This is a genomic window from Dysgonomonas hofstadii, from assembly GCF_014196915.1.
GTDB classification, from domain to species: Bacteria; Bacteroidota; Bacteroidia; order Bacteroidales; family Dysgonomonadaceae; genus Dysgonomonas; species Dysgonomonas hofstadii.
This window is the reverse complement of the sequence record NZ_JACIEP010000004.1, coordinates 262,578-282,087: the sequence shown is the minus strand read 5'-3', so window position 1 is coordinate 282,087 and position 19,510 is coordinate 262,578. Positions and strand designations below refer to the sequence as shown.

At 39.9% G+C, this 19,510-nt stretch carries 12 protein-coding genes; 6 read left to right on the top strand and 6 right to left on the bottom strand.

Annotation, left to right across the window (positions count from 1 at the left end; all coding sequences use genetic code 11):
• Positions 1-127: 127 nt before the first annotated feature.
• Entirely contained in the window at positions 128-880 is a 753-nt protein-coding gene (locus GGR21_RS07095; RefSeq protein WP_183306505.1) for an RNA methyltransferase, read from the top strand.
• Between the two features lie 2 nt (positions 881-882).
• Here the strand turns inward: GGR21_RS07095 and GGR21_RS07090 are convergent, their stop codons facing one another.
• From GGR21_RS07090 to GGR21_RS07075, 4 genes are all read right to left on the bottom strand, one after another.
• Complete coding sequence (locus tag GGR21_RS07090) at positions 883-2,052, bottom strand: hypothetical protein (RefSeq protein WP_183306504.1); 1,170 nt, start codon at positions 2,050-2,052, stop codon at positions 883-885.
• 11 nt (positions 2,053-2,063) lie between these two features.
• Entirely contained in the window at positions 2,064-4,565 is a 2,502-nt protein-coding gene (locus GGR21_RS07085; protein WP_246348015.1) for a DUF5686 and carboxypeptidase-like regulatory domain-containing protein, read from the bottom strand.
• 231 nt (positions 4,566-4,796) lie between these two features.
• Positions 4,797-6,482 carry an energy-dependent translational throttle protein EttA gene (gene ettA / locus GGR21_RS07080; RefSeq protein WP_183306502.1) on the bottom strand — a complete coding sequence of 562 codons (1,686 nt, stop codon included), beginning with the start codon at positions 6,480-6,482 and terminating at the stop codon, positions 4,797-4,799.
• Positions 6,483-6,511: 29 nt separating this feature from the next.
• On the bottom strand, positions 6,512-8,167 hold the full coding sequence (locus GGR21_RS07075) for an AMP-binding protein (protein WP_183306501.1): 1,656 nt from the start codon (positions 8,165-8,167) through the stop codon (positions 6,512-6,514).
• A gap of 255 nt (positions 8,168-8,422) precedes the next feature.
• On the opposite strand from GGR21_RS07075, the gene porW reads away from it, so the two are divergent.
• The 5 genes from porW (at position 8,423) to GGR21_RS07050 (ending at position 18,535) form a co-directional block, all read left to right on the top strand.
• A complete protein-coding gene (gene porW, locus GGR21_RS07070) occupies positions 8,423-12,082 on the top strand; it encodes a type IX secretion system periplasmic lipoprotein PorW/SprE (RefSeq protein ID WP_183306500.1) in 3,660 nt (1,219 codons plus the stop codon).
• Between the two features lie 190 nt (positions 12,083-12,272).
• The gene (locus GGR21_RS07065) at positions 12,273-14,375 is read left to right on the top strand and encodes a DUF349 domain-containing protein (protein WP_221232953.1); all 2,103 of its coding nucleotides are present in this window, start codon (positions 12,273-12,275) and stop codon (positions 14,373-14,375) included.
• Positions 14,376-14,539: 164 nt separating this feature from the next.
• The gene (locus GGR21_RS07060; protein WP_183306499.1) at positions 14,540-14,728 is read left to right on the top strand and encodes a hypothetical protein; all 189 of its coding nucleotides are present in this window, start codon (positions 14,540-14,542) and stop codon (positions 14,726-14,728) included.
• A 115-nt stretch (positions 14,729-14,843) separates the two neighbouring features.
• A complete protein-coding gene (locus GGR21_RS07055; RefSeq protein WP_183306498.1) occupies positions 14,844-17,489 on the top strand; it encodes an alpha-L-rhamnosidase in 2,646 nt (881 codons plus the stop codon).
• A gap of 80 nt (positions 17,490-17,569) precedes the next feature.
• Positions 17,570-18,535, top strand: a complete 966-nt coding sequence (locus GGR21_RS07050; RefSeq protein ID WP_183306497.1) for a CPBP family intramembrane glutamic endopeptidase — start codon at positions 17,570-17,572, stop codon at positions 18,533-18,535.
• Here GGR21_RS07050 and GGR21_RS07045 read toward each other — a convergent pair.
• The gene (locus GGR21_RS07045) at positions 18,523-19,179 is read right to left on the bottom strand and encodes an ATP-binding cassette domain-containing protein (protein ID WP_183306496.1); all 657 of its coding nucleotides are present in this window, start codon (positions 19,177-19,179) and stop codon (positions 18,523-18,525) included. The genes GGR21_RS07050 and GGR21_RS07045 overlap by 13 nt on opposite strands.
• On the bottom strand, positions 19,152-19,496 hold the full coding sequence (locus GGR21_RS07040) for a hypothetical protein (protein ID WP_183306495.1): 345 nt from the start codon (positions 19,494-19,496) through the stop codon (positions 19,152-19,154). Before GGR21_RS07040 ends, GGR21_RS07045 begins: the two co-directional genes overlap by 28 nt.
• Positions 19,497-19,510 lie beyond the last annotated feature (14 nt).

Below are 19,510 nucleotides of genomic sequence, written 5' to 3'. Positions count from 1 at the left end.
GACAAATTTAGGGTTTTAATTGTTTCTTTTTGTAGTTTTGTTGTGAAAAAGAGTAAAAAGCAAATATATAAGGTTTGAAATACTTTATCCTGAAGGAAGCAGGCTTGAAGTAATGTATGAATGGATTATGACCCTAAGTAAGAATAAATTAAAATATATACGCTCTCTTAAAGAGAAAAAGTATCGTACCGAACACGGGACATTCGTTGCCGAAGGTAATAAGCTTGTAAACGACTTGCTCCCTTATATAAAATGCCAGTTACTGGTTGCCACTGCCAATTACCTGAGTATCATAGATGCATCAACAGTTGAAGAAGTTATCGAGGTCAACGACAATCAATTATCCCAGGCTAGTTTTTTACGTAACCCTCAACAAGCACTGGCTGTATTTTATCAACCTGAAAACAATTCGGAAGTCAATCTGAATGAGCAACTGGTTTTAGCTCTCGATGGCATACAGGATCCGGGTAATATGGGGACAATCGTCCGTTTAGCAGATTGGTACGGTATCAGGGATATCTTTTGTTCACAGGATACGGCCGACATTTTCAATCCAAAAGTCGTACAGGCAACAATGGGCGCTTTGGCGCGTGTAAATATCCATTATCTCGATCTGACCGATTTTCTGAAAGAGAACAAACATTTCCCTGTCTATGGCACCTTGCTTGATGGTGAAAATATGTATGAACAAGACTTAACCCCGAATGGTATTATTGTAATGGGAAATGAAGGCAACGGTATTCGTCCCGAAATAGAAAAACTAATATCTAATAAATTATATATACCAAACTATCCAATTGGCAGGTCTACTTCCGAATCGCTGAATGTAGCCATAGCAACAGCCATTGTTTGTGCAGAATTCCGGAGAAAAAGTATGTAATACTACTCAATTAAAACATATGCCCGGTACCTGCTATGTTCTTCAACAGGGCAAAGAGACAAGTATCCGCTTTTTAACTTTCCATTAAAAAACTTTGCCGGATTCTCTTTCTGCATATCCAGGTGCGTCTTATAAATATATCCTTCCTTAGCACTGAAGTCAATATAGAACCGCCCTTCTGATGATGGATCGATATAATTTTCGAATAACCTGAGTGTAAGATACCCCATATTGTAACGCATATTGATCTCAACACATGGATGTAATTTATATCCGTTTTCATCTTTATAAATCATCATATCCACCCCGACACAACCTTTATACTGACCTGCACATTTATCCTGCAATAATTCCAGTAAAGCGGCCTTTGCCTGCTCCAACAAGGGTAAAGAAATCGTATCTGTCAATTGTCGTATTATATTCTGCTGCGCACCCACATAATTAGAGATGTATGCCCCTTTGCTGTTTGTATAAAACAGTGAATATCCGGCAAACTCAATTCTTCCTGTACCATCACAAAGGAACTCCATCGCAAAATCGACCTGCTTATCCAATACTTTCTCTATAGAGACACTACCCTGTTTCTTCAGCATTCCATGCAGTATTTGCTTTTCCGTACGGGTCAACCCTGTCGGCGGCAACCACAACAGTCCCCTCCCTGATGATGAATATGGAGCTTTTACCAGAAATTTATCGTGAGAAATATCGACAAGATTCACGATATCTTCTAATCTTGTATAGAACCGGGGAATAATATTTTCTGATATTCCGCCTATTTCTTTGGTTAATGTATGAAGAACTTCCCGGGCTGACTCTCGGCTATTAAGATATCTATATTCATCCCTCCATTTGGGTATATTCAAATCGATCTGATATTCTTTTTCCAGTTCTTCAAAATAATGTATCGCCTGTGGAGAAATACCCCATAAAGAGACTTCCATGCTTCCATATTCGCCCATATCATTCTTTTGTATTGTTTTAGGCAAATCTGGAAAGAGGTCATATACAGACTTGTAATATATGTCTGCCAGCACAAAATCGTCTGAGAGCCCATACCATGCAGGCAGGAATGACAGTTCTTTCTGCATAGCAGCTACATTAGCGGGAGGCATATAAAATGGAGAAGCATTATGTACAGCGGTCTCATGACCGGGATTAAAATATAGTATCACTGGTTCAATTATCAGAAATTCATTTCGAACGATATGCGAAATCCATCCTTATCTACATCCGGATGACTGAGATAGTTTACACGGCGGACATAGTCGATACGGAAAAATTTAAAGATATTCTCTATACCAATATTATACTCCATATATGGCTTTCCTTTGGTTGTAGTAAAAGTCGCATTCGGGAATATTAGCAGATTGTGGTTATATCTCGGATTATTTCTGTCGCTCAGTTCGCCAATGAACCCCCTGAATCCGAATACTTCGCGCCATTTGAGTAGTTTAAGTAACGGGATACGGTTGAACAACCATCCACCCATATGGTAATATACTTCCCATGATACCTGAGCATCGTGAACAAACTCCAGCGACTCTATCAGATAATAGCTTCCACGCTGAATAGTATAAGAGTTGTTTGCACTCGGTGTAATCAGAAACGGGAATGGCGTTTCGCCCCATATCTTTTCGGCCTGGGCCATAAGCATTACTTTACCGTAAGGTGCTATCCAAAAGTGTTTTGTTACCGAGAATGATGTTTTATTGTAATGAAACTGACCTCCCAGAAAATCATCGAGAGCAATGGTGTGAGTCAGATTCATTATAAACTTCTGCGAAGTGATAGAGTGCCTTTTCCTGCGCTGCTGAAAGAATTTCTCATTAGGAGCATAACGCAGAGCAAGCGTAACTTCCGATGTTTTTACCTTATCTACAGTATATAAATTACCATTTTCATCTATCTTTTCAAAAACAAGATTGTCAGCCGGTTTTTCTTCAAAAGTCTGACCGGAGAGTTTGAAAGAAAATCCATTGTAGAATTCCTTATCATATGCTATCTGCGTTTGCCTGTTATAAGTAAGCTTCTGATTACTACGCGGTGTGATAGACATTAGTATATTATCTCTCTCGGCCTGAGTATATCGTTGTCCCAGCGTATTCATATCGTATTTATAGGCTACAATAAGATTGTTTTTGGGAAACTCGTCTTTATGATTTAATACTTTCTTGAATGCCCATGTCGCTTCTCCATAATATTTGAACTTATTATCCTTAGTACCATACGCCCCATATCCATAAAGATAAAGATTCGGGTGAAAGTTCTTGGTCGTAGCTAATGTCAGGCGGAAACGGTTACCTTCTGTTTTGTTGTAACTGTAAAAAGTAGGAACTGTACCGATGTCGAGTTTATTCTTTTCTTCGTCACCCGATGTCGGGATATAGCTGGACGCTACTATTTTCCCTGCTCCTAACAGTAGTCTGAAGCCTTTCATCTGTTTGATGTCTTCCATCATTCTGTCCATCTTGTAATCTTTCTGATAATGCAGAGGACGATTTTTAGCCCAGTAATCGGGCGGACGTTTATCATAATTTCTCTCGAACACTTCAGGCGCATTCAGTATAAATACAGGATCCATAGGGCGATTCGAGACAAAATCTTCATAGCGCTTAGTCTTGTCTATATATAACTTCAAGGCATCGAGCATAGATAAATCGATAGCCGTTCTTTCTTCCAGAGGAACCCATTTGCCTTCTTTATTTTTATAGAAATCGTGTTGAATGATAAGTTCTTCCACAAAATTTATATTCATTTTTTTGGGAGCCCGCAACACAGCCCTCTTTACAGCATACATACTATCTAAAGATATATACAGGTTACCTGTAAAACCGATATCCCGGGAATTAAACGGTGCGAAATCGAGCTTCACATACCTGTCATTATCTATAGTAACTGTATCGGACAGGTACCAACGATAGAAATTAACAGCGCTATGCGAACTCAAGGGACTTACAAATTCGTTATACAACATCGTCACCGAATTATCGAATATGGATATATCCTTGAATGTCTCTTTCAGGATAGCATCAAGCCCTTCTGTTTCAAATTCCTGATCGACACCCTGTATCTGATAGGCTTTTACTATCCGTTTATTCGATTTAGGGTCTTTACGGTAGAATACATCAGTAATACGCTCACGCACAGAGAAAGGTAATATGGGCTTGTGATCTATCAGTGAGGAATCCATGTATTGGGGAATAAACTCAAATTTTTTGAACATTCCCCTGTCAGGTTTAAACTCGTTGAATGCAAAGAACATCCGCTCGTACTCTTTGTACTGGTAATAGTTTAAAGCCTTGATATTGGTACTGTCTTTATTGGCTATAACTTTTTTGATAAGTTCTACTGCGGGATTGTTTTTTTTCGAATACTTCTCTTTCCCTGGTCTCACCACCACTTCTTTCAATTGTGTATCGATCGGCTCCAGATATATCTCCTCGGTAGTGGTTACTCTGGGATGCACAATAAATGAATAGGGCTTATACCCTAACAATGAGGCTGTAACACGCACACGATTTACCCGGTTGCTTAGCCTGAATTCTCCATCTTCATCAGAAAATGTTCCGACACTGGTTTTATCGAATGAAATTGTGACAAACGGTAATTTTTCCCGTGTAACGGCATCCCTCACAACCCCCTTAACAACCGTCGGAGATTGAGCGAGCGCAGAGCTACACAGCATATACAGGAATATAAAAAGAAATAATCCCTTATATTTCGTACTTATATAAAATAGTGGCGATCCACTCATTCGTTATCATTCATGCCCGAAATTTCGGCCTCGTTTCCTGCTCTTATCTAAACAATAATATCTTCACTCTAAAAAATCAAGAGTAAATATAGGCTATTTACTCCTGATTTTATACTTATAAGACAGTGCAACCTGTTAAATAGCTGCATCTGTTATGTTTTTTTAGTTAATCAATTTCTTATAACGGATACGTTTAGGTTCTACATTCCCCATGCGCATTTTCTTGTTCTCTTCGTATTCGCTGTAACTACCTTCAAAGAAGAACACTTCGGAGTTGCCTTCGAATGCCAGTATATGCGTACAGATACGGTCAAGGAACCAACGGTCATGAGATATAACAACCGCACAACCGGCAAAGTTTTCCAAACCTTCCTCTAGGGCACGTAAAGTATTCACATCGATATCATTCGTCGGCTCGTCGAGAAGGAGTACATTTGCTTCTGATTTCAATGTCAGGGCAAGGTGAAGACGGTTACGCTCACCTCCAGAAAGGACTCCCGTCAGCTTTTCCTGATCACCTCCCGAGAAGTTGAATCGTGAAAGGTATGCACGGGCATTGATATCTTTGCCCCCTACCCTTACAAACTCACTTCCTCCCGAAATAGTCTGGTAGACAGACTTATTAGGATCGATATCGGCATGCGACTGGTCTACATATCCGATCTTTACAGTTTCACCGACTTCAAAAGTACCTTTATCGGCTTTCTCTATTCCCTGTATCAGGCGAAATAATGTGGTTTTACCGGCACCATTCGGCCCGATAATACCGACAATACCCGATGGCGGCAACATAAATTCAAGATTTTCGAACAGTAACTTATCCCCAAATGCCTTACTTACCCCATGTGCCTCAATCACCTTATTACCCAGACGAGGACCGTTAGGAATAAATATTTCGAGCTTTTCTTCACGTTCTTTTTCGTCTGCGTTCAATAGCTTTTCATAATCGTTCAAACGGGCTTTACCTTTAGCATGGCGGGCTTTAGGCGCCATACGCACCCACTCCAACTCACGTTCAAGGGTTTTCCGGCGTTTACTGGCTTGCTTTTCTTCCTGCTCCATACGTTTGGTCTTCTGTTCCAACCATGAAGTATAATTACCTTTCCATGGAATACCTTCGCCACGATCGAGTTCCAAGATCCATCCTGCGACATGGTCGAGGAAGTAACGGTCGTGGGTAATACAGATAACTGTTCCTTTATATTGTTGGAGATGCTGTTCCAGCCAGTCGATAGATTCTGCGTCGAGGTGGTTGGTAGGCTCATCGAGCAACAACACATCCGGTTCCTGCAACAACAATCGGCAAAGAGCTACACGACGGGCTTCTCCTCCCGACAGGTTTTCAGCCAGCTGATCTTCGGGCGGACAGCGAAGGGCATCCATCGCACGTTCCAGTTTGTTATCAATATTCCATGCATCGGTCGCATCTATTTTATCCTGTAATTTTGCCTGACGGGCAAAAAGAGCATCCATTTTATCTGAGTCTTCGTAATACTCAGGTAAACCAAATTTTTCATTGATTTCTTCGTACTCTTTCAATACATCCATTATAGGTTGTACCCCTTCCTGTACTATTTCCTTTACGGTTTTAGTCGGATCGAGTTTCGGGTCCTGTTCCAGATATCCCACTGAAAATGCTTTGTCAGAAATTATCTCTCCCTGATATTCCTTATCTATACCCGCTATAATCTTCAACAATGTAGATTTACCGGAACCGTTGAGACCGATAATTCCTATTTTTGCTCCATAGAAGAAAGACAGGTAAATATTCTTTAAAACTTGTTTTTGTGGCGGGTAAAGTTTACCCACTCCCATCATCGAAAAAATAATTTTCTTATCGTCAGACATGTTATCTAGTTATAAATTATAAGTAAAGACTATTTCTGATAAAGGAAACGTTTAATACTTCGCTTCGGCGTCTTTTCGAATTCCTGATCCTGCAATCTGAAATTAACTACCTGACTATATTTCGGTAAACGCTTATTTATCGCTTTCATTTCGGACACAAAGATAGCAGAATATTCGTTTTCTTTGATACCTTGCTTGTTCATATAATCCCTATCCGGATAAATAAGGGCTATCAGTTTGCCATTCTCCTCTATTACAAGTGATTCACCCACATATTGAGAATTATTATAAAAATCTTCAATTTCCTCAGGGTAAATATTCTGTCCCGATCCACTAAGTATCATCGTCTTGCTACGGCCTTTTATAAAGATAAAATTATCCTTATCCATCACGCCCAAATCACCTGTTCTCAGCCAGCCGTCTTTCGTAAACGCAGCTTTCGTTGCTTCAGGATTTTTATAGTAGCCTGACATCACATTATCTCCTTTGGTTATAATCTCACCTGCTTCTCTCTCCGGATCGGATGAATCTATACGCACTTCCATACGATCCACTGGTCGTCCGCATGAAGTTGGCTTGTATGTTTCCCAATATTCATAAGAAATCAGCGGACCACACTCAGTCATTCCATAACCAACGGTATACGGAAATCTGATATCCGAGAGGAAAGTTCCTACTTCTTTATTCAAAGCCGCTCCTCCGACAACTACTTCTACCAGTTTGTTCCCGAAAACCGGAATCAATTTTTCAGCCACCTTTTTGTATATTTTTTTCTTAAAGAAAGGTATCTTCAGTAAGGTTTTAACAGGTTGTTTCTTGAACTCAGGGAATACTCTGGTCTGGACTATCTTTTCAATAATTAAAGGCACCGCAAGTACCAATGTCGGATTTACTTTTGCAAACGCATCCATTATAATCTGCGGGGATGGCACCCTTGTCAGATAATGGATATGACATCCTTTTGCTATAGAAAGTAGTACCTCGAATGCCAGACCATACATATGTGCCATCGGCAACATACATACAATGCCATCTCCGGCTTTCACAAACGGAATCATATCGATGGCAAAACGTGTATTCGACCAAAGGCTGCGATAAGGGATCATCACACCTTTTGGATTACTTGTCGTTCCCGATGTATAATTTAGCACAGCCAGCTCTTCCGGCGATTCGTCGTGGAAAACAACATCCTCTTTTGCAAACCCGTCTGGATATTTCTTATTAAAGGCTAGTTCCAGATCGGAACAAGACTCCAGCAATTCAGGGTGTTTTGATTTTCGCACCGAGAAATCGTCTATTAAAAGAATTGTCTTCACATCGGGCATTTGCATAGGATCTAGTTTCGACCACACATATTCATCTGCCAGTAAGACTTTAGCCTCAGAGTGATTTACCAATGAATGGATGCTTTCTCCACTAAAGTCATGCAAAACAGTTGTTATGACAGCACCATAGGTAAGCGAAGCAAAAAAGCCTACAGCCCAGTTGGCAGAATTTCGTCCACTGATAGCTATTTTATCTCCTTTTTGTACTTCCATGTCTGCAAACAGGATATGCAACTGAGCTATTTTTTTTGCAAAATCTTTATATAGATATGTTTCCCCATTATAATCGGTCAACGCAGGACGATCCCAGTTCTCGCAAATGCCGTCCCTTATAAGTGTCAAAAATTTATTATTTTCCATATGTCTCTTCTACTTGATAATATACAAATGTAATGAAAATATAAAATCACCCCTATCTTTGATTAGTAATTTCAAACAATCTTTCAGCAATTTGTTATATATGCTTCGTTTTCGTAAAACATATAAAACAAACATCAGCCGATCGTCAAAAGTTTCCAATGCATTTTCTGCATAACAAGCTATGACAAACAATAAAATACCTATTTTTGTGTTTTTAAATATATAATAATATTTAATTTAGCCGTTTGTCTATACGTGTTACGAAATAAAGCGGATTGGACACTGATCTATCTTACAAGTGTTCTCTTATTTTTCTTTATATCGTCGTGTTCTAACCAAAAGAATACGGCTTTGACACGTTTTTACCATTCCACCAACACTCGCTACAATATTCATTTTAATGCAAACGAAGCATATAAAGAAACGCTGAAAAACCGCTTACAATCAAGAGAAGACAATTTATCGGAAATGCTTTATGTATTCCCTGACAATTCCGACTCAGCGGCTATGCAATTACCCGGTGGCAGTTTCACTACGACTATAGACAAGACGACCAAGGCTATAAAACTTCATTCCATAAAAGTTAAACCCAGACGTGACCCCAAGCGGCGCAACGATGCCGGCTATCAGGCCTGGGTACAGCAGAAAGAATTTACTCCTTTCATGGACAAGGTATGGCTATTGCTGGCCAAGGCGGAATTCCATGAGACCAATTACCTGAAAGCTATCACGACCTTTCTGTACATCACAAAAATTTACAGTTCACAACCCGACATAGTAGCCGAATGTAATCTGTGGATAGCCCGTGCATATACTGAAATGGGATGGCTATATGAAGCAGGAAACGTGCTTCACAAAATGGAACTGGCCGGCGGCCCGCCCGATAAGCACAAAGGATTGTACGAAACGGTAAAAGCAAACTACCTGATCAGGACTAATGACTACAAAGCCGCCATACCACATCTGGAATTCGCCATAAAAAAAGAAAAAGATAAACACCAGAGACTTCGGATGAAGTATCTGCTGGGACAGATATATGCAGAGACCGGCGATAAGACGAATGCAAACAAAGCTTTCGCGTCTGTACAAGGGATGAACACACCTTACAAATTCAGTTTCAATGCAAAGCTGAATCAACTACAACTTAATGCATCGAACGATACCAGAAAAGCGATAGCCGACCTATCGAAAATGGCTCACAGTTCGAAAAACAAGGAATATCTCGACCAACTATATTTGAGCATCGGAAATATTTATCTTCAAAATTCCGATACAATCAAGGCCATTGAGAACTATCGCAAAGCCATAAAAGGAAGTACCCGTAACGGCTACGACAAGGCCATGGCACAGGTTACACTCGGTGACCTGTATTTTAATAAACGGGAATTCGTTTTGGCGCAGCCTAACTATTCCGAAGCATTACCCCAACTAAAAAAATCGCATCCCGAATACCCGAAAGTAGCACTTCGTTCCGATGTGCTGGATGAACTTGTTGTGCATGTAAAAACCGTATATGAACAAGATAGCCTTCAGTACCTCGCCCGGTTACCGGAAGAAGAACGATTAATAATCATTCATGCCAAAATAGAAGAAGAAAAAAAGAAAGAAGAAGAGCGTAAAAAAGAAGAAGAGCGTCAGCAACAAGAGGGAAACCGACAGGAGAGGATTTCGAGTTGGGCCGACATGGAAACGGCAATGCAAAAACCTGCCGTAAATGTGCCGTTGGTGAATACTACCGGAAAACAGGGAGATGCCAATTCATTCTATTTCTATAATGAACAAGCTGTATCGCAAGGCAAGATCGCATTTCAAAAACAATGGGGTACCCGCAAATTAGAAGACGACTGGCGAAGGAAGGATAAGACAGGCGGATTTTCTGATTTTGCAGAAACTGATATTATAAACGAAAACGATTCACTCCTTGCAGAAAAACCCAAAATACAAGAAAGTGACAGCCTGAAACCGGCATCCATCAGCAACGATATTTTCTCTGTCGAATATTATTTACAACAACTTCCTTTTACAGAAGAAGCGGTACATCAATCAAACACATTGATAGAGAATGCCCTGTTCAATATGGGGTTGATCTATAAAAACAAGCTGGAAGATAACAATCTCGCTATAGATGCTTTCAATACCGATATTCGCCGCTTCCCTGATACTCCTAATCTCGAGGAGATATACTATCAGCTCTTTCTAATATATATGCAAGCGGAAAACCGTGGCATGATGGCCTCCTATCGCAATAAACTGCTTAATGAATTTCCGGATAAGGTATATGCAAAAACGTTATCCCATCCCGATTATGAATGGAATTTCAGGCATATGCCCGCCATGGTGGATTCTCTCTATACACAGGCTTTCGATGCATACCAGCAGGCTGATGTGCAAACGATAAGAAAAAATTACGATGAAATAAACAGGCGCTATCCGTTAACCGGCTTAATGCCGCAATTTATCATGCTTAATGCCTTGTCGTATGCACAAATAAGAGATGCTAAAGGGCTGACAGACAATCTGACTGAACTTGTAGACAAATATCCGAAATCGGAAGTAGCACCTCTGGCTGAAGATATACTGAAAAAAATAAAGGACGGACAACCGCTTTTGTCTGACGGTTCTCCTATTACCGGTTTCGATTGGAGCCTGGCTAATCCCGGAGACAGCACAATGACCGGAGGAGATGGCCGCACGTTGGCATTTTCCGATAGTCTGGATACCGAATACCTGCTCTTGCTGATGTTCAGATCAAATACCATAGACCGCAATGAGTTACTGTATGAAGTGGCCGATTATAATTTTTCCAACTATGTGATCCAGACATACGATCTGAATTTCGAAACCAATCCGCCTTATGATATTCTTCAAATCAAGGGTTTCAACAAATTTGCCAATATCCGTTCATATCTGAATAAAGCATTTACAGAAGACGGCCTGTTTAATAAAATAGACACATCTATTGTCGCCATTCCAATCTCTACCGACAATTATGTGAAAGTTCTCCCACGCTTAGGCATGGAGCAATACACCACCTTCTTTGCCGAACATTATCAGGATCAGCTTCCTATACTTATAACACATTGGAACCTAAATACCAGTGAAATAGAAGATCTTGTGGCTGAAGTCACAAAATCGCAACAGGAAGAACAAACTATTAAAGAAACAGAAGAGATCAAAGAGGAAGAACCTAAAATAACACCTGAAATAAAAACAGTTCCAAAAGTTGTAACCGAGACAAGACAACCTGATAAGCAAACTCAGCAACCGGTAAACGATAAACAGATAACAGCGGACGATCTGCTGACTGACGATCAGCGTCAAGCTTTAGGAAAAGTGGACGATGCGATTAAATCGGTAGAAGAGATTATAAGTAATCCGGTAGATGGCATCAGAGGATTGTTCAATAAATACAAGAACCGTCAAAACCTCACAAAAGAAGAAAAAGAGGCCCTTAAAGAAGAAGAGAGACTTGAAAAGCAACGTCAGAAAGAACTTAAAGCACTTGCTAAAGCTACGCAGGACTCTGTCAGAAAGACAGAAAAAAACCGGGCTGACTCTATCGCCCGTGTGGAAAAAGCAGTACAGGATTCTATCGAAACTGCCGAAAAGCAAAAGAAAGAACAACTCAGACTTGAAGAACAAGCCAAAAAAGATGCCGAGAAAGCTACTATAAAAGCCCGGGAGGACGAACGTAAGCGCAAAGAGGACGAACGTAAAGAAAGAATCCGCCAGCAGCAAGAGCGACTCCACCAACAGGAACAAGAACGTAAAGAGAAAGAAAAAGCCAGGGAAAAAGAGCGAAAAGAAAAAGAACGCCTGCAAAAAGAACGCCAGCGCCAACGGGAAAAAGAAAGGGACGAGAAAGAAAAAGCCCAGGAACGTGAACGCAAGGAAAAAGAAAAACGTAAACAATAAGAATAATTGAACGATTAAATTTAACTATTGATTCACATTAATCGTAATTCATAGTATATATTCATAATTATCTGGCTATTTTTGCTGAATATCCAAAAAACTTCATATTAATACCCTAAATCACAAAAAAAAATCATTAATTTGCCATGTGAAAAACATGAGGTATTACCTTTATCAAAAAAATAACTTTATGAATGAGAACCTAGAACCCGGATTACCTGTGGAAAAACCTTCTGAAGAAGTCAAAGCTGAAGAAATAAAACCTGTGGAAGCGATCGTTGAAGAAACGGTCACAGAAGAAACGCCTGCTGCAAAAAAAGAAGAAAGAGAAGAACCTGCAGTAGAAGTAACAGAAGTGAAAGAAGAAGCGGATACAGAAAAAGTTGAAACAGAAGAACCGACTACTGTAGTAGAAGAACCAAAAGCGGAAGAGATAGCGGAAGAAGTGACAGAACCCGAAGCTAAAGTTGAAGAAACTGCACCAGTCGAAGAAAAAGCTGAGGCCGAACCAATAGAGGAGGAAACCAAACAGCCGGAAGTACCTACAGAGTCTCCTGTGACAAAGCACCAGTCTCTGTCAAAGGATGAAATTATCGAAAAGCTGAAAAATCTGACTTTACAGGAAGAATTACCTGCACGATCGGAAACGGAAAGCCTGAAACAGGCATTCTATAAACTACGCTCAGCTGATGTTGAAGCCCAGAAAGCTGATTTTGTCGAAGCAGGAAACGATCCGGAAGCTTTCGTTCCCACTCCTGATCCGAGCGAAGAAGTATTGAAAACTTTCCTTAATGATATTAAGGAAAAACGTGCTGCCCATTCTGCTCAGGATGAACGTAAAAAAGAAGAAAATTATGAAAAGAAACTTCAGATAATAGAATCTATCAAGAATCTGACCGAAAGTTCTGAAGACTTCAATAAACTATACAAAGATTTTAAAGATCTTCAACAAAAGTGGAATGATATAACAGCAGTTCCTCAGTCAAAAGTTAAAGAACTGTGGAAATCATACCAGATCTATACAGAGAAGTTCTACGATCTTATAAAAATAAACAATGAATTCCGTGATTATGATTTCAAGAAAAACCTTGAGTTAAAAACCGCGATCATTGAATCAGTCGATAAACTACTGGAAGAAGCCGATTCCGTATCAGCTTTCCATCAATTGCAAAACTTTCATCAGCAATGGCGTGAAATAGGTCCGGTTGCCCGCGAACTTCGTGAAGAAATCTGGACGCGTTTCAAAGATGCATCGACTGCGATAAATAAAAAATACCAGTCTCACTTCGAAGGCCTTAAAGGACAGGAAGAAGAAAATCTGGCAGAAAAAACCGCAATAATCGATATCTTAAAAAGCATCGATTACGACAAGCTTACATCGTTCAAGGAATGGGACGAAAAGAGCAAAGAAGTCATTGATTTACAGACCAAATGGAAGACAATCGGCTTCGTTCCGAAAAAGGTTAATACCCAGATATTTGAAGAATTCAGAGCTTTGTGCGATACATTCTTCGAAAAGAAAAGCGAATTCTTCAAAGGTGTCCGTGAAGAAATGGATATTAACCTGGAAAAGAAACGCTCTTTGGTAGAACAAGCTAAATCACTGAAAGACAGCATCGAATGGAGAGCAACAACGGACAGACTGATCGCCATACAAAAAGAATGGAAGACCATAGGCCCTGTTCCGCGTAAATACTCCGATGCCATCTGGAAAGAATTCGTAACAGCTTGCGACTATTTCTTCGAGCAGAAGAAAAAGACTGAATCGTCTCAAAAAACTGAAGAACTTGACAATCTGGCTGCAAAAAAAGAGATTATAGAAAAGATCAATGATATAGACCAGACACAGGAACCGTCCGAGATTATCACACAAGTGAGAGAACTCGCTGATGAATGGCACAAAATAGGTTTCGTTCCTTTCAAGGAAAAAGACAAGATCTACAAGGAATTCCATAAAGCTGTCGATACTCATTATGATCGTCTGAAAATAGACAAAACAGAGCGTCGCTTCGAAGCGTTCAAGTCAAACATAAAAGACAGCATATCGAAAGGGGATAACCCTAAGCGTGCATTATATCGCGAGAGAGACCATCTGATGCATCAATACAATAAGGTGAAAGCTGACCTGCAGACCTACGAGAATAATATGAACTTCTTGTCTATATCCTCGAAAGGCGGCGGCGGATTATTGAAAGACATCAACAATAAGATAGAGAACCTGAAAAACGAGATGGAACTGCTCGTCAAGAAAATAGAAGCGATCGATGAGAACCTGAATGAAATGGAACAATAAAAATCTATAATAAGCGGTAAAAGCGGTATTTCTAGGAAATACCGCTTTTTTTTATTATTTATGTGAATCTGCAGTCTGAATCTGCATTTTTCTTTAGGAACTTTATCAATGAGGAAATAATAGTTAGTAGACAGTAACTGGTAGTCAGTAAAGATGATTTTTTAATGAAGAATATCGGAAATAAAACATGTAAGAAACAACGTTCATCGGAATGTAGAGTAGCTAATTGGCTCCGCTTTGCTCTGACGAACGTTGTTTGTCAGGTTTTGTTACTTGTTATGCCGGAGCGAAGCGGAGCATCTGACAAAGAAGATCCTTCGTTCCTCGGGATGACAGAAGAAAATAAAAAATGAAATATGTGTCAACTTTGTCAAGTTTTAACAACTAAAATCATTTTCTAAATTGATTTAGTGGTAAAATATCATATGACCGTCATACTATCAGATTCGAATCATTAATGAATATGCCATGAAAAAGACATACCTTTTCGTCCTGTTTCTATTTTTTTATTTATCAAATATACAGGCATGTATATCAGTAACTGACCTGAAATGCGAAAACCTTAAAAATCCCGTTGCAATCAATAATGTAATCCCCCATTTCAGTTGGAAAATTAAGATTGACAGAGCTGGAGCGAGGCAGGTGTATTATGAAATACAGGTTGCATCCGACAGCATGTCATTAATAAACGGCAAAGCTGATCTATGGAATTCCGGCAAAACAAAATCCGCAACCTCCGTCATGACACCATATAATGGGAAGCCTCTTTCTTCCCGTTCGTTATGTTACTGGCGTGTACGTATTTGGGATGACAAAGGGAAAGCATCAGGGTGGAGCGAGACAGCCCGTTTTGGTATTGGTATACTCAACAATACAATGCAAGGACATTATATAGGATTATCAGCCGATGCCGGAAATATCGGCAGTCCGATACTAAGAAAAAGTTTCACTATAGATAAAAAAGCAATATCTTTTCTGCATGTAAACTCCCTGGGGTATCACGAAGTTTATATCAACGGAGAAAAAGTAAGTGATGATGTCTTATCTCCCGCCGTTTCACAGTTGAACAAAAGATCGCTGATAGTAACCTACGATATAACTCCTTATATAAAAGAAGGAGAAAACGATCTGGTTTTGTGGCTTGGAAAAGGATGGTACAAAAAAACAACATTCGGTGCAGCCTATGATGGTCCTCTGGTAAAGACTCAACTGGATATTCTTCAAAATGGCAAATGGAATACATTGCTGACAACCGATTCGTCCTGGAAAGGCGCTCCTACAGGTTATACAGACACTGGTACATGGCAGGCTCTACAATTTGCCGGCGAGCGTATAGATATGAGACAAATACCCGGGAGCCTGAAAAAAGCTACACTGGATAATATGAAATGGTATCCGGTAGAAATAATCGCCGTGCCGGAACATTTGGCCACTCCTGAGATGTCTGAACCAAATAAAATACAGAAAACATATGCACCTGTGAATATCACCCAACTGGATAATACTACATGGCTGGTAGATATGGGTAAAAATCTGAACGGATGGTTTGAGATGCGTATGCCCATCCTCGCTTCCGGACATGAAATAAAAATGGAGTATACCGATTATATTGATAAGGAAGGGACATTTCACGATCAGGGACAAAGCGATTCCTATATATCGGCAGGGCGGAACAATGAAGTATTTTGCAACAAGTTTAATCATCACGCTTTCAGGTATATCAAAATATACAATCTCCCGATAGAACCTCGCAAAGAAGATATAAAAGCGCATCTTATCCATACAGATTATAAAGAGACTTCCTCATTCGAATGCTCCGATCCCGATCTGAACGCCATACATGATATGATACAATATACTATGCGATGCCTCGCTTTCGGGGGCTATATGGTCGACTGTCCGCACCTTGAACGTGCAGGCTATGGCGGTGATGGAAATTCATCAACCGAAACCATACAAACAATGTATGATATGGCTCCATTATATACCAACTGGATGGAAACTTGGGGAGACTCGATGCGTGAAGGCGGCAGCCTGCCGCATGTAGGCCCGAATCCGGGTGCAGGCGGAGGTGGCCCCTACTGGTGTGGATTTATGGTGATGGCACCATGGCAAACCTATCTGAATTACGGTGATACACGACTGATCGAAATATATTATCCATATATGAAAGAATGGCTGAAATATGTGGAAAAATACACAGTAGACGGATTACTGAAACGCTGGCCTGATACCAAATACAGGGACTGGTTCCTGGGAGACTGGCTTGCCCCTATGGGTGTGGATTCGGGCAACGAGCTATCAATCAATCTTGTAAATAACTGTTTTGTGAGCGACTGTTTTGCCACTATGGAGAAATTAGCTATGATATTAGGCAAACCCGATGAAGCAAAAGAATATGCGATGCGCAAAGACAACCTGAACAAGCTATTACATACAACATTCTACAAACAGGAAGAGAGCATGTATTCTACCGGATCGCAGCTGGATATGACATATCCGATGCTGGTTGGAGTTACTCCTTCCGATATTTATCCGCAAGTCAGGAATCAGTTAATTAACCTGACAAGTAAAAATCATAATGATCATATAGCAGTCGGCTTAGTCGGTGTACCTATCTTAACAAAATGGTGTATAGAGAATAAGGAAGTCGATTTTATGTATAAAATGCTAAAAAAACGCGACTATCCGGGTTACCTGCATATGATAGACAACAATGCGACTACAACATGGGAATACTGGAGTGGTGAGCGTAGCCGTATACATAATTGCTATAACGGTATCGGAATATGGTTTTATCAGGCCATAGGTGGACTGCGTACCGATGAAAACAATCCGGGATATAAACATGTATTCATAGAACCGCAAATTCCCGAGGGTGTTACTTGGGCAAAGACAACTAAAGAATCCCCTTACGGTACTATCGGTGTAGACTGGGAATTAAGGGACAAGAACCTGATAATGAAAGTAACATTACCTCCGGGTTGTACTGCTTCGGTTATTATACCTGAAAACGCAAAAAGTTATATGCTCAATAATAAGACAATTGGCAAAAACAATAAAGCTGTGAATATAGAAAGCGGCAGCCACAATATTGATATTCAGCTGAATTAATGGTTTTGTCAAATAATTTCTTCCATAATGTGATTTTCTGATCTGTTTTTCGACTTATAAACAAAAAGTAGAATTATAAGATGAAACATTTAGAAATAGCTTTAGGAAAAGGAAATCAAATCTGGAAATATATCGTTGTATTGGTAGTATCTTTTGTTGCTGCTAATATTATTGGTGCATTTCCCCTATTGATAGCCATTATAGTACATTCCGCCGGAAGTGGAGAGAATATAGCGGCATCCGGTACAGATTTTTCTGCGCTTATAGCATCGGGAATGTCTCCCAATTTGCTCTTTTTTCTTATGCTCATTCCTTTTGTGGTTGCTTTCTTCGTGTTGGTATTTATGATAAAAGCATTCCATAAACGCACATGGAAAGAAACTATAAACGGCACGAACAGGTTGAGATGGGGGCATTTCTTTTGGGGTGCTGCATTCTGGCTTATTTTGTCTTTAGTTTCGTTGGGAATACAATATTTCATCTCACCCGAAGACCTTGAATTTCAGTTTAATTTATCGGCCTTTATCCCTCTGTTGATTATCTCCCTACTATTCTTACCTGTCCAGACAGGATATGAAGAACTGGCTTTCCGTGGTTATATGGCGCAAGGTGTGGGAGCATTAACAAAGAACCGCTGGCTGGTATTACTGATCCCGTCCATTCTATTCGGACTGATGCACGCGGCAAATCCCGAAGTAAAAGAATTCGGGTTCTGGATAATGATTCCTCAATATTGTATGATGGGAGCAATGCTGGGTTTGGTCAGCATACTCGATGATGGTATAGAAATGGCAATGGGTGTGCATGCAGCTAATAACATTTTTGCTAGCCTGTTTATTACACATTCTTCATCTGTATTCCAGACTCCGGCGATCTTTATGGCTAAAGTGGTGAATCCCGAAGGAGGGCTGATAGAAATTACCATTGCTACAATATTGTTGGTTGCTTTTTTCTATAAGAAATATAACTGGAATTTCTCTGTACTGAATAAAAAGATAGAGAAAACCGAAGAAGTAGAAGCAATAGAAAAGGATCAGATAATATAGCCTTTATCTCTCAACTCCTCTTCATCTTTCAGTTCATACAATGATTGATCTTTCATCAGAAGTATACGGTTAGCGACGTTCAGCACATTACGGTATCTGTGGTCGGCCACTATTATCCCTTTTTCCTTCGCTTCCATCTGTATCAGTTCCTCTGTCTGTTCTATCATCAAAGGGGACAGGAATTTAAAAGGTTCATCCAATAGTGCAAAGTGTGCTTTTTTCTTCAAGATAAGATATACTTCCAGGTACCGCCGTTCACCACTCGACATGGAAGAAATCCTTTTATTATATAATTTGAGGATAATATTATCTCCATCGGGAGGTATTCCATATAAGTTCAGGACTTGTCTGGTTTTCATTCCTGGAGAGATAAAATGAGTAGCAGGAAGATATGAAATTAACTCAGGTTTGGTATATGCGTTCTTCTCATACCGTTCATCGATCCGTATGAATTTATAATCAGCCCGCAACGAACCGAAGATAATCCGTTGCAAGGTGGTTTTCCCTGTCCCATTACGACCGAAAAGAGCACAAATATCTCCGGTCTGCATTTTCAGATAAACACCCGATAAAACCTGCTGAATAGGATAAGCTTTCGATATACTATCAGCCTCGATTATATGAATTTCATTATCAGTGAGCATAGGATATATATTATAACAGATGACAGAATATACAGAATCAGCGATACAATAATAAGCTCAATCTTCGAAATCCCCACATTGTAGAAAAAATAGTATTCATTCTTTCTAACAGTCTCCTTATACAACAGGCTTGCGGCAAGCCCCGCTGTACACCATATCTTTAATACAGATGATAAAACGGATAAAACCGGGTCACTTCCTGCTACCACTATCTGCATAAAAGTTGATCCTATAACAAAGGTAATAGCAATCGCAGCCGCAATGCTGATCAATAATGTACTTCGAAAAAAGAAGAGATAGAATGAAGCTTTTTTCATGTATATAATATGAT

What these genes read in the sequence shown, in the direction of transcription:
- GGR21_RS07095 (WP_183306505.1), top strand. Translation starts at nt 128, where the DNA reads ATGACCCTAAGTAAGAATAAATTAAAATATATACGCTCTCTTAAAGAG.
- GGR21_RS07085 (WP_246348015.1), bottom strand. Translation starts at nt 4,565, where the DNA reads ATGCTGTGTAGCTCTGCGCTCGCTCAATCTCCGACGGTTGTTAAGGGG.
- ettA (WP_183306502.1), bottom strand. Translation starts at nt 6,482, where the DNA reads ATGTCTGACGATAAGAAAATTATTTTTTCGATGATGGGAGTGGGTAAA.
- GGR21_RS07075 (WP_183306501.1), bottom strand. Translation starts at nt 8,167, where the DNA reads ATGGAAAATAATAAATTTTTGACACTTATAAGGGACGGCATTTGCGAG.
- GGR21_RS07065 (WP_221232953.1), top strand. Translation starts at nt 12,273, where the DNA reads ATGAATGAGAACCTAGAACCCGGATTACCTGTGGAAAAACCTTCTGAA.
- GGR21_RS07060 (WP_183306499.1), top strand. Translation starts at nt 14,540, where the DNA reads ATGAAGAATATCGGAAATAAAACATGTAAGAAACAACGTTCATCGGAA.
- GGR21_RS07055 (WP_183306498.1), top strand. Translation starts at nt 14,844, where the DNA reads ATGAAAAAGACATACCTTTTCGTCCTGTTTCTATTTTTTTATTTATCA.
- GGR21_RS07050 (WP_183306497.1), top strand. Translation starts at nt 17,570, where the DNA reads ATGAAACATTTAGAAATAGCTTTAGGAAAAGGAAATCAAATCTGGAAA.
- GGR21_RS07045 (WP_183306496.1), bottom strand. Translation starts at nt 19,179, where the DNA reads ATGCTCACTGATAATGAAATTCATATAATCGAGGCTGATAGTATATCG.
- GGR21_RS07040 (WP_183306495.1), bottom strand. Translation starts at nt 19,496, where the DNA reads ATGAAAAAAGCTTCATTCTATCTCTTCTTTTTTCGAAGTACATTATTG.